Annotated in this window: 12 protein-coding genes; 11 read left to right on the forward strand and 1 reads right to left on the reverse strand. The window is 73.6% G+C overall.

The window, feature by feature from the left end; genetic code table 11:
* The first annotated feature begins 144 nt into the window (after positions 1 to 144).
* The 10 genes from rimM to ACFWFR_RS13125 all read left to right on the forward strand — a co-directional run bounded on the left by rimM (position 145) and on the right by ACFWFR_RS13125 (position 8411).
* Entirely contained in the window at positions 145 to 741 is a 597-nt protein-coding gene (rimM, locus tag ACFWFR_RS13080; RefSeq protein WP_377623239.1) for a ribosome maturation factor RimM, read from the forward strand.
* 1 nt (position 742) lies between these two features.
* Positions 743 to 1582 carry a tRNA (guanosine(37)-N1)-methyltransferase TrmD gene (trmD, locus tag ACFWFR_RS13085; RefSeq protein WP_377623240.1) on the forward strand — a complete coding sequence of 280 codons (840 nt, stop codon included), beginning with the start codon at positions 743 to 745 and terminating at the stop codon, positions 1580 to 1582.
* A gap of 162 nt (positions 1583 to 1744) precedes the next feature.
* Complete coding sequence (gene rplS / locus ACFWFR_RS13090; RefSeq protein WP_056648670.1) at positions 1745 to 2104, forward strand: 50S ribosomal protein L19; 360 nt, start codon at positions 1745 to 1747, stop codon at positions 2102 to 2104.
* A gap of 213 nt (positions 2105 to 2317) precedes the next feature.
* Entirely contained in the window at positions 2318 to 3019 is a 702-nt protein-coding gene (gene lepB / locus ACFWFR_RS13095) for a signal peptidase I (RefSeq protein WP_377623241.1), read from the forward strand.
* The gene (locus ACFWFR_RS13100; RefSeq protein ID WP_377623242.1) at positions 3016 to 3783 is read left to right on the forward strand and encodes a ribonuclease HII; all 768 of its coding nucleotides are present in this window, start codon (positions 3016 to 3018) and stop codon (positions 3781 to 3783) included. Before lepB ends, ACFWFR_RS13100 begins: the two co-directional genes overlap by 4 nt.
* A gap of 85 nt (positions 3784 to 3868) precedes the next feature.
* Positions 3869 to 4168 (forward strand): DUF2469 domain-containing protein, encoded by a 300-nt coding sequence (locus tag ACFWFR_RS13105; protein ID WP_024840525.1) that lies wholly within the window; start codon positions 3869 to 3871, stop codon positions 4166 to 4168.
* A 120-nt stretch (positions 4169 to 4288) separates the two neighbouring features.
* The gene (locus tag ACFWFR_RS13110) at positions 4289 to 4645 is read left to right on the forward strand and encodes a YraN family protein (protein WP_191805708.1); all 357 of its coding nucleotides are present in this window, start codon (positions 4289 to 4291) and stop codon (positions 4643 to 4645) included.
* Positions 4645 to 6183: a YifB family Mg chelatase-like AAA ATPase gene (locus ACFWFR_RS13115; RefSeq protein ID WP_191805707.1), complete on the forward strand. Its 1539-nt coding sequence runs from the start codon at positions 4645 to 4647 to the stop codon at positions 6181 to 6183. The genes ACFWFR_RS13110 and ACFWFR_RS13115 overlap by 1 nt, the downstream gene beginning before the upstream one ends.
* The gene (gene dprA / locus ACFWFR_RS13120) at positions 6176 to 7366 is read left to right on the forward strand and encodes a DNA-processing protein DprA (RefSeq protein WP_377623243.1); all 1191 of its coding nucleotides are present in this window, start codon (positions 6176 to 6178) and stop codon (positions 7364 to 7366) included. The genes ACFWFR_RS13115 and dprA overlap by 8 nt, the downstream gene beginning before the upstream one ends.
* Positions 7367 to 7421: 55 nt before the next feature.
* The gene (locus ACFWFR_RS13125) at positions 7422 to 8411 is read left to right on the forward strand and encodes a tyrosine recombinase XerC (RefSeq protein ID WP_191805705.1); all 990 of its coding nucleotides are present in this window, start codon (positions 7422 to 7424) and stop codon (positions 8409 to 8411) included.
* Positions 8412 to 8438: 27 nt separating this feature from the next.
* On the opposite strand, the gene ACFWFR_RS13130 is transcribed toward ACFWFR_RS13125, so the two are convergent.
* A complete protein-coding gene (locus ACFWFR_RS13130; RefSeq protein ID WP_377623244.1) occupies positions 8439 to 9008 on the reverse strand; it encodes a M23 family metallopeptidase in 570 nt (189 codons plus the stop codon).
* Positions 9009 to 9458: 450 nt separating this feature from the next.
* Between ACFWFR_RS13130 and rpsB the strand changes: the two genes are divergently transcribed.
* Positions 9459 to 10427 carry a 30S ribosomal protein S2 gene (gene rpsB / locus ACFWFR_RS13135; protein WP_191805704.1) on the forward strand — a complete coding sequence of 323 codons (969 nt, stop codon included), beginning with the start codon at positions 9459 to 9461 and terminating at the stop codon, positions 10425 to 10427.
* The last annotated feature ends 30 nt before the right edge of the window (positions 10428 to 10457 follow it).

Here is a 10457-nt window from a genome sequence, read left to right on the forward strand (position 1 = left end):
CCCCTCACGGCGGACCGGGCCTCGTCGTCTGTCCGACACCGGGCACGGGTGCGGCGATGCCGTACCGGTGCCACGGTGGTCCCGTCCGGTCGAGCGGTCCGCGCCCCGGAACGACGAGCACGTAACGACGAGTAGGAGCACACGATGCAGCTCACGGTGGCCCGTATCGGCCGCGCCCACGGACTGCGCGGCGAGGTCGCGCTGGACCTGCGCACCGACAACCCCGAGGCACGTCTCGTCGTCGGGTCCTCGATCGACACCGAGCCCGCGGAGGCGGGCCCGCTGACGATCGAGCGCGCACGGCTGCACCAGGGCAAGTGGCTCGTGACCTTCGCCGGCGTGACGGACCGGTCCGCTGCCGAGCGCATGCGCGGCGTCACGCTCGTGGTCGAGGCCGACGTCTCGGACGAGGAGGACGCCTGGTACCCGCACGAGCTCGCGGGCCTGCGCGCCGAGCTCGAGGACGGGACGGTCGTCGGCGAGGTCCAGGGGCTCGAGCACCTGCCCGCCCACGACATGCTCGTGATCAAGGAGACCGACGGCTCGCGCACGCTCGTGCCGTTCGTGCACGCGATCGTGCCCGTGGTCGACGTCCCCGGTGGCCGCGTCGTGCTCGACCCGCCGGGCGGGCTCCTCGCCCGGGACGCGGACCGGCTCGAGGTCGCCGAGCCCACGCCGGGCTCGGGCGAAGACCCCGACGACTCCGACGACCCGGCCGGTGCGGACGGGACGAACGACTGACGTGCGCATCGACATCGTCTCGATCTTCCCCGAGTACCTGGCCGCGCTCGACCTGTCGCTCGTCGGCAAGGCGCGCGTCGCAGGACTGCTCGACCTGCGCGTGCACGACCTGCGCGACTGGACGACGGACCGCCACCGCACGGTCGACGACACGCCCTTCGGCGGGGGAGCGGGCATGGTCATGCGCCCCGACGTGTGGGGGCAGGCCATCGACGAGCTGACCTCGGCCGCGCCCGCGCACCTGGTGGTCCCGACGCCGTCGGGCACGACGTTCACCCAGCGCACCGCAGAAGCCCTCGCGACCGAGGACCAGCTCGTCTTCGCGTGCGGGCGCTACGAGGGGATCGACGCCCGTGTGGCCGAGCACTACCGTGCTGCAGGGCACCGCGTGAGCGAGCTCTCGATCGGCGACTACGTGCTCAACGGCGGCGAGGTGGCCTCGCTCGTCATGGTCGAGGCCGTCGCCCGCCTGCTGCCGGGGGTGATCGGCAACCCCGAGTCGCTCGTCGAGGAGTCGCACGGTGCGGCCGGCCTGCTCGAGTACCCCGTGTACACCAAGCCGCCCGTCTGGTCCGGCCTCGAGGTGCCCGACGTCCTGCTCTCCGGGCACCACGCGAAGATCCGCCGCTGGCGCAGGGACCGTGCGCTCGAGAAGACCGCGGCCCGCAGGCCGGACCTGATCGAGGCGCTCGACGTGAGCACGCTCGACAAGCACGACCGGGCGTTCCTGGCGGGGCTCGGGTGGAAGATCGCGGACGGCGCGCTGCGCCGCCCGGCGACGGCCGAGAACCCGGCACCCGGGGCTGCTCCGGAGACCGTTCCCGGCGGTGTGGCAGAATAGACCCTCGGTGCCTGCCGGTCGGGCCTCTGCCACAGGGGAGGCTCACCGCACGTCCGCGTGCGCGACCGATCTCATGCGAGCACCACCCTTGTACTGAACCGGACCCACCTCGCGGTGGGCCACGAGAACGCGTCTGACCTGTGGCAGAGCGGGGAGAGAACAATGCACACGCTGGACAGCGTCGACGCAGCATCGCTGCGTAGCGACATCCCGGAGTTCCGGGCCGGAGACACCGTCAAGGTCAACGTCAAGGTCGTCGAGGGCAACCGCTCCCGCGTCCAGGCGTTCCAGGGCGTCGTCATCGGCCGCCAGGGTGGCGGCGTCCGCGAGACCTTCACGGTCCGCAAGATCAGCTTCGGTGTCGGCGTGGAGCGTACCTTCCCGGTGCACTCCCCGACGCTCGAGACGATCGAGGTCGTCACGCGCGGTGACGTCCGTCGCGCCAAGCTGTACTACCTGCGCAAGCTGCGCGGCAAGAAGGCGAAGATCAAGGAGAAGCGCGACGCGCTTCCCGCCAAGTGATCCGGTCCTGACTCCACGTCAGCCGCACTGCACGCTCACGGGCGGTCACCTCTCGAGGTGGCCGCCCGTCGGCGTCCCGGCGCGCGCCGTTTTCCCCTCACGGGCGTCGAATGGCACAGTGAGCGCGTGACAGAGAGCGCCGCACAGGCAGCAGCCCGACCCGAACCCGCCCCCGGTGACCTGCCGGGGACCGGTGCTCACGCAAGGAGCGAGATGGCAGAGCAGCAGCCCGGCGCGCGCCGCGCACCCCGCAGGCCGTCGCTCGTGCGCGAGACCGCGATCATCCTCCTCAGCGCCCTGGTGCTCTCGTGGCTCATCAAGTCGTTCCTGGTGCAGGCCTTCTTCATCCCGAGCGCCTCGATGGAGGACACCCTCGTCGAGGGGGATCGCGTGATGGTCTCCCGGCTCGTGCCCGACGTGTTCGACGTCCACCGCGGGGACGTCGTCGTCTTCAAGGACCCGGGCAGCTGGCTCCCGCCGTACGTCGCCCCCGACCGCGGTCCGGTCGGCAACGCCGTGACGTCGGCCATGACGTTCGTGGGCCTGCTCCCGCAGGACACGGGCGAGCACCTCATCAAGCGTGTGATCGGTCTCCCGGGCGACACGGTCGTGTGCTGCGACGCCCAGGGGCGCGTGAGCGTCAACGGGCAGCCCATCGACGAGACGTACATCAAACCTGGCTCCGTCCCGAGCCAGGACCCTTTCGACACCGTGGTCCCGGAGGGCATGCTGTTCGTCATGGGCGACAACCGCCAGCACTCCGCCGACTCGCGCTACAACACGGGCAAGCCGGGCGGCGGGTTCGTGCCGATCAGCAACGTCGTGGGGACCGCGTTCGTCAAGGTCTGGCCCCTGAGCGACTTCACGTTCATGCGCAACCCGGGCGACGTGTTCGCGGAGGTGCCGGAGCCGTGACGACCGATCTCGGTGCGCGCCCCGCAGCCGCGAAGAAGCCCCGCAAGGCGCCCGCCAAGCGGGCGACCGGACCGGTGCCGCCGACCATGCGCCACGAGCGCTCGATGCTCGACTCGGGGGCGCGGTTCGTCGCCGGCATGGACGAGGTCGGGCGCGGAGCGCTCGCCGGCCCGGTCAGCGTGGGTGTCGTCGTGGTCGACCTGACCACGGGTACGTTCCCGGAGGGGCTGACGGACTCCAAGATGCTGACGCCCGCGGCACGCGAGGCGATGCTGCCCGCCGTCCGCGAGTGGGGGCTCGCCTGGGCGGTCGGTCATGCCGGCCCCGCGGAGATCGACGCCCACGGGATCGTGGTCGCGCTCCGGCTCGCCGGTCGCCGTGCGCTCGCCCAGGTCCGCCGTTCGCTCGGGCCCGTCGACGCCGTGCTGCTCGACGGCAAGCACGACTGGCTGACCCGCCCCACGGTCGACCTCTTCGAGGCCTTCGACCTCGACCCCGAGGACGACCTGGGCGCGCTGCCGGACCCGGCCGTGCGGACGCTGGTCAAGGCCGACCTCCAGTGCGCGTCGGTCGCGGCGGCGAGCGTGCTCGCCAAGTGCGAGCGCGACGGCCTCATGACGGGGCTCGCCCGGCAGTACCCGGCCTACGGCTGGGACGGCAACAAGGGGTACGGCGCGGCCGTGCACGTCGAGGCCCTCAAGGCCCACGGCCCGACGCCGCAGCACCGGCGCAGCTGGCGGCTCCCCGAGCAGGACGGGGCCTGAGGAGCGACGACGGGCGACGCGCCCGAGGCGGGCGTGCGCGGCTGCGCGTCCCGGGTTCGGTCCGCCGATGGTCCATGATGGTCCAGTGAGCGCCGAAGACCTCGAGAACTATGAGACCGAGATGGAGCTGGCCCTCTACCGCGAGTATCGCGATGTGGTGGGCCTGTTCTCCTACGTGGTCGAGACCGAACGACGTTTCTACCTCGCGAACCAGGTGGACCTCCAGGTCCGCTCGGCCGCCGGAGAGGTGTACTTCGAGCTGCGGCTGGCCGACGCGTGGGTCTGGGACGTCTACCGGTCGGCCCGCTTCGTGAAGTCGGTGCGCGTCGTGACGTTCAAGGACGTGAACGTCGAGGAGCTGGCGAAGGCCGAGCTCCAGCTCTAGCGGTCGGCGGCGGCGTCGAGCCGTGCACAGGTGCCCGCCTGCGGGCGTCGTCCACAGGCCCCGCGTTCCCGAGCCCCGCACCACCCCTGAGTGCGTCAGGGTGTGGCCCGGAGGTGGGACATGGGAGCGAAGGACGCTGTCGGTCGGTACGGGGAGAAGATCGCCGCGCGGTACCTGGTCGAGGCCGGGTGGGTCGTGCTCGACCGCAACTGGCGCGGCACCCGGGGCGAGCTCGACGTGGTGGCCAGGGACGGCGACGTGCTCGTCGTCGTCGAGGTCAAGACCCGACGAGGCACGGCCTACGGGCACCCCGCCGAGGCCGTGACCCAGGACAAGATCGCGCGGCTGCGTCGCCTCACCGGTGAGTGGATGGCCACCCACCCGGTGCGACCGGCCTCGGTCCGGATCGACGTCGTGGCCGTCGTCCTCCCGCAGGCGGGGGCCGCGCAGGTCGAGCATCTCGTGGGGGTCAGCTGATGACGCTCGGCACCACGTTCGCGGTGTCGCTGGTCGGGCTCTCGGGCCACGTCGTGGAGGTCCAGGCGCACCTGGCGGCCTCGGTCCCCGGGTTCACGCTCGTGGGCCTGCCGGACGCTGCCCTGTCCGAGTCTCGCGACCGGGTCCGGGCCGCGATCGCCTCGTCCGGCATCGCGTGGCCCCAGCGCAAGGTCACGGTCAACCTGTCACCCGCGTCGCTGCCGAAGTCCGGCTCGGGCTTCGACCTGGCCATCGCCGTCGCGATGCTGGCCGGTGCCCGCCAGATCTCCGTGTCCGACCCGGAGAAGGTCGTGCACATCGGCGAGCTCGGGCTCGACGGTCGGCTGCAGCCCGTGCGCGGGGTGCTCCCCGCCGTGGCCGCCGCGGTGGCGGCGGGGCTGTGCGACGTCGTCGTGCCGCTGGAGGACGCGCAGGAAGCGCGTCTCGTGCCCGGGGCGCGCGTCGTCGGCGTCGCGAGCCTCGCCGAGGTCGCGGCCCTCTACGGCGCCGAGCTCCCCGGAATGGTCCTGCCCTCGGCCGCCTCGCGCGCACCGCGGGTCGACCGGCCGCTCCGCGCCGAGGGAGACCTGCGGGACGTCCTGGGGCAGGAGCAGGCCCGACGAGCCGTCGAGGTCGCCGCAGCAGGAGGCCACCACCTGCTGCTCGTCGGACCACCGGGTGCGGGCAAGACCATGCTCGCGTCGCGGATCACGAGCATCCTGCCGGACCTCGACGACGCCGAGGCCGTCGAGGTGACCGCGGTCCACTCGGTCGCGGGGGTGTTCGACCCCGGCCAGGGCCTCGTCCGGCGCCCGCCCTACGAGGACCCCCACCACACGGCGACCCCCGCCTCGATCGTCGGGGGAGGGTCAGGGCTGCCCCGGCCCGGTGCCGCCTCGAGGGCGCACCGCGGGGTCCTGTTCCTCGACGAGGCCCCCGAGTTCGGCTCCAGGGTGCTCCAGACGCTGCGGCAGCCGCTCGAGCACGGCGAGCTCGTGATCCACCGGGCCGCGGGCTCGGCGCGCTACCCGGCACGCTTCCAGCTCGTGCTCGCCGCGAACCCGTGCCCGTGCGGGCTCGCGATCGGCAAGGGGCTCGAGTGCCAGTGCACCCCGGTCGTCCGCCGCCGGTACTTCGCACGCCTCTCGGGGCCGCTGCTCGACCGCGTGGACGTCCAGGTCGAGGTGCGGCCCGTCTCCCGCGTGGACCGCGCGGGCGAGGGGGACGTAGAGACGAGCGCGACGGTCGCGGTGCGTGTCGCGGGAGCACGGGCCGCGGCCAGGGCGCGGCTGGCGGGGACCCCGTGGTCGACGAACGCCGAGGTACCAGGGACGTGGCTGCGCGAACGGTTGGGCGCGGGACGGGGTCTGCTGGCGGACGTCGACACCGCGCTCGACCGGGGGACGCTCTCGCTGCGCGGGGCGGACCGCGTGCTGCGCCTCGCCTGGACCGTCGCGGACCTCGCTGGGCGCGCTGCGCCCACCCGGTCGGACGTGGGGCAGGGCCTCGCGCTGCGGACCAGGGGGCACCATGGGTGAGCGCAGCCGTGCCTCGTTCGACCTCACCGACCCGCTGCTCGCGCGTGCGGCGTGGAGCCGGATCGCCGAGCCGGGGGACCAGGTCGCGGGCGCACTCGTCACGCACCTCGGGGCCGCTGGTTCGCTCGGCTGGCTCTACGAGGTCGTCGACGACCCCCGCCGGCTGGCGCTGGGAGTGCTCGAGGGACGCGACGAGCGGCCCGCAGGAGACCGGCTCGTGCGCGCGGTCGAGCGGTGGCGAGGACGGCTGCCCGGCCTGGACCCTGCGCGCGAGCTGGGCGCCTTCGGCCGGATCGGCGGCCGCCTCGTGGTCCCGGAGGACCCGCGGTGGCCGGCCGCGCTCGACGACCTGGGTGCAGAGGCCCCGCTCGCGCTCTGGGTCCGTGGTCGCGACGACCTCGCGGCGCTCTCGGGGCGTTCGCTCGCGCTCGTGGGGGCGCGCGCCTGCACGGACTACGGGCGGCACGTCGCAGCAGACCTCGCCGTGGGCCTGGTCGACCGTCGCTTCACGGTCGTCTCGGGAGGCGCCTACGGGATCGACGCCGCCGCGCACCGAGGCGCTCTTGCCGCCGCAGGGCAGACCGTCGCGTTCCTCGCCGGCGGAGCGGACCGCCTCTACCCGGCGGGCAACACCGACCTGCTGCGCGCCGTCCTGGAGCAGGGGAGCGTGATCAGCGAGGTGCCGCCGGGCTCGGTCCCGAGCCGTGTGCGCTTCCTGCACCGCAACCGGCTCATCGCCGCGTTCTCCGGAGCGACCGTCGTGGTCGAGGCGGCCTGGCGCTCAGGCGCCCTGAGCACCGCCACGCACGCAGCTGCGCTCCTGCGTCCCGTCGGTGCAGTTCCCGGACCGGTCACGTCGATGGCCTCGGGAGGGTGCCACCGGCTGCTCCGGGACGCGAAGGCCGTCTGCGTCACCGACGCCGCCGAGGCCGCCGAGCTGGGTGGCAGGGCGGGGACCGACGCGGCCCCGGTCGGCGAGGGGCGCAGCGAGCCCCAGGACGGCCTCGACGAGGTGGGCCGTCGGCTCTGGGACGCGCTCCCGCTGCGTGCCCACGTCCCGGTCGAGTCGGTCGCCCGGACGGCCGGGCTGGGCAGCCAGGAGACGCTCGGGGGGCTCGGCCACCTCGAGCTCGTCGGTCTCGCCGAGCAGTCGGGCGGGAGGTGGCGCAGGCTCGGCGGATAGTGCCGCCGGGCGTGGCAGACCCGTCCTGGTGCGGGTGCTCCGCGAGACTGGGCACATGAGCACTTCCGAGAAGCGTCCGCACGGCGCCGAGGCGGCAGGGCCGAGCGGACCCGGGACGGCGCAGGCCGTGCCGGACCTGCCGGCCGGGCTGACCGCTGCGGTCGCCGCGTTCGAGGAGCACCTGGCCGTGCAGCGCGGCCTCTCCGCACACACCGTGCGCGCCTACACGGGCGACGTGCGCTCGCTCCTGGAGCGTGCCGTCGGGACGGGTGTCCGGGATCTCGACGACGTCGACATCGCCGTGCTGCGCGACTGGCTCGCCGACCTCGGCGCGCGGGACCTGGCGCGCACCACCATGGCCCGGCGCGGCGCGGCCGCGCGAGCGTTCTTCGCCTGGACGACCAGCACCGGGCGCACCGCGCAGAACCCCGCCCTGCGCCTCGCGAGCCCCCGTGTGCCGCGTCACCTGCCGACGGTCCTCGCGGTCGACTCCGCCGCGCACCTCATGGAGACGGCCCGCGCGTCGGCCGCCGACGGTGACCCTGCCCGGCTGCGCGAGTGGGCTGCTCTCGAGCTGCTCTACGCCTCGGGCGTGCGCGTCGCCGAGCTCGTCGGGACCGACGTCGACGACGTGGACCTGGGGGAGCGCACGCTGCGCGTGGTCGGCAAGGGCGACAAGGAGCGGGTCGTCCCGTTCGGGGTGCCCGCCGGTCGGGCGATCCGTCGCTGGCTCGACGCCGGTCGCCCCGCGCTCGCCGTCGCGGACTCCGGTCCGGCACTCCTCCTGGGGGACCGAGGACACCGGTGGGGCCAGCGGCAGGCACGAGAGACCGTGCACCGGCTCGCGGCGCTCGCGGGCGTCGACGACGTGACGCCGCACGACCTGCGGCACAGCGCCGCGACGCACCTGCTCCAGGGCGGCTCCGACCTGCGCAGCGTCCAGGAGGTGCTCGGGCACGCGACGCTCTCCACGACGCAGCGCTACACGCACGTCAGCGCAGACCGCCTGCGGGCATCGTTCGAGCAGGCGTTCCCGCGGGCGTGACCTCGCCGGGGGACGCTGCGGCGAGGCTCAGCGCAGCGGGAGCAGCACGATCGGTTCTCGGGGCGCCAGCAGGGTGAGCGGGTCCAGGTAGACCTCACCCCGCCGGACACCCCAGTGGAGGCACGAGGACGGCAGGCAGTGCCCGGCGGCGGCCGCCTCGTTCCCACCACCCCCGCCGTGACCGCCCTCGAGCGTCCCGACGACCTCACCGCGCCCCACCCTCGTCCCCGGGGCCACGCTCCCCGTGACGGGCTCGAGCGAGGTGCGCAGCCCGTCGTCGTGCAGCACGACGACGACGCCTCGGTCCACGACCGTCCCGGCGAACGTCACGACCCCGGCCTCGGGCGCGACGACCGCGTCGCCGGGTGCCGCGCCGAGGTCGACGCCGCGATGACCGGCGAGCCAGTCCTGGTCGGGTGGGAGGAACGGACGCAGCACGACGGGCTCACCGACGACGGGCGCGACCCACGCGTCGCTCGCAGGAGCGGGCGCCGTCGCTCCTCGCGCGAGGGGAGCGGGCGGCGCGACCAGGACGAGCACGAGGGCTCCGGCGACGACGGCGGAGAGGCGGGCGGGGCGTGGAAGGATGGCGGGCACGGGCCGAGCATCGCGCACCGCCGGTGCGTGTGGGGCGTCGGCGCCCGGGCCTGTGGACCGGGCCGATCGGGCGGGACCTGTGGACAGGTCCGGCCGGGGCCGCGCATCAGGTAGACTTAACGCCGCGATCGGCACGTTCATTCGGACGGCCCACCAGCACCTCCGGCGGAGTCCGTCGGAGACGCCCGGGCCCCCGCTGCGCGCCGTCGACTTCGCGCGTCACTTCCCCGCCTCCCGGCCCGTCAGGGCCAGTGGCAGGGGCTGCCACGACAACGGTCCGGATCCTCGTTCGCCAGGGTCCGGCGTCGCCCGGCGGTGTGACGCCAGGGGTGCACGGCCAATCCCGGCCCGCACCGACAACCGAAAGCACCGACCGGACGCCGCGCGCCCGGTCGGACGAACGAGCGTGAGCAGCGGGAGGATCCCGCGTCACGCCTGAAAGGACGTGCCATGGCCGTCGTGACCATGCGCCAGCTCCTCGACAGCGGAGTCCACTTCGGACACCAGACCCGCCGCTGGAACCCGAAGATGAAGCGATTCATCTTCACGGAGCGCAACGGCATCTACATCGTCGACCTGCAGCAGTCGCTGTCCTACATCGACCGCGCGTACGAGTTCGTCAAGGAGACCGTCGCCCACGGTGGCACGATCCTCTTCGTCGGCACCAAGAAGCAGGCGCAGGAGCCCGTCGCCGAGCAGGCCGCTCGCGTGGGCATGCCCTACGTGAACCACCGCTGGCTCGGTGGGATGCTCACCAACTTCACCACGGTGCACAAGCGTCTGCAGCGCATGAAGGAGCTCGAGGAGATCGACTTCGACGACGTCGCAGCCTCGGGTCTCACCAAGAAGGAGCTCCTCGTCCTGCGTCGCGAGAAGGACAAGCTGACCCGCACCCTGGGTGGCATCCGCGACATGGCGAAGGTCCCCTCCGCCGTGTGGATCGTCGACACCAACAAGGAGCACCTGGCCGTCGACGAGGCGCGCAAGCTGCGCATCCCGATCGTCGCGATCCTGGACACCAACTGCGACCCCGACGTCGTCGACTACAAGATCCCGGGCAACGACGACGCGATCCGCGCTGTCACGCTGCTCACCCGCGTGATCGCCGACGCCGCCGCCGAGGGCCTGCTCCAGCGCCACTCGGGCCGCACGGGCGCCGAGGCCGGCACGGCCACCGAGGCAGAGCCCCTCGCCGAGTGGGAGCGCGAGCTCCTCGCCGGTTCCGAGGCCGAGGCCGCTGTCGAGACCGCAGCCGCTGCTGAGGTCGTCGCTGAGGTCGCCGTCGAGGCTGCCGCCGAGGCCGAGGTCGTCGCCGAGGCTGCTGCCGAGGTCGCTGAGGTCGCCGTCGAGGCCGCCGCTGAGGCCGAGGTCGTCGCCGAGGCCGAGGTCATCGCCGAAGAGGCCGACGAGTCCAAGTGACGACGTGGTGCGCGCCCCTCGTCCGAGGGG

It is taken from the genome of Oerskovia sp. NPDC060287 (genome assembly GCF_042726775.1).
Classification (GTDB): Bacteria; Actinomycetota; Actinomycetes; order Actinomycetales; family Cellulomonadaceae; genus Oerskovia; species Oerskovia merdavium.

Bases quoted from the DNA above. Each gene is read 5' to 3' on its own strand.
- rimM (WP_377623239.1), top strand. From the start codon at position 145: ATGCAGCTCACGGTGGCCCGTATCGGCCGCGCCCACGGACTGCGCGGC.
- rplS (WP_056648670.1), top strand. From the start codon at position 1,745: ATGCACACGCTGGACAGCGTCGACGCAGCATCGCTGCGTAGCGACATC.
- lepB (WP_377623241.1), top strand. From the start codon at position 2,318: ATGGCAGAGCAGCAGCCCGGCGCGCGCCGCGCACCCCGCAGGCCGTCG.
- ACFWFR_RS13110 (WP_191805708.1), top strand. From the start codon at position 4,289: ATGGGAGCGAAGGACGCTGTCGGTCGGTACGGGGAGAAGATCGCCGCG.
- ACFWFR_RS13115 (WP_191805707.1), top strand. From the start codon at position 4,645: ATGACGCTCGGCACCACGTTCGCGGTGTCGCTGGTCGGGCTCTCGGGC.
- dprA (WP_377623243.1), top strand. From the start codon at position 6,176: ATGGGTGAGCGCAGCCGTGCCTCGTTCGACCTCACCGACCCGCTGCTC.
- ACFWFR_RS13125 (WP_191805705.1), top strand. From the start codon at position 7,422: ATGAGCACTTCCGAGAAGCGTCCGCACGGCGCCGAGGCGGCAGGGCCG.
- rpsB (WP_191805704.1), top strand. From the start codon at position 9,459: ATGGCCGTCGTGACCATGCGCCAGCTCCTCGACAGCGGAGTCCACTTC.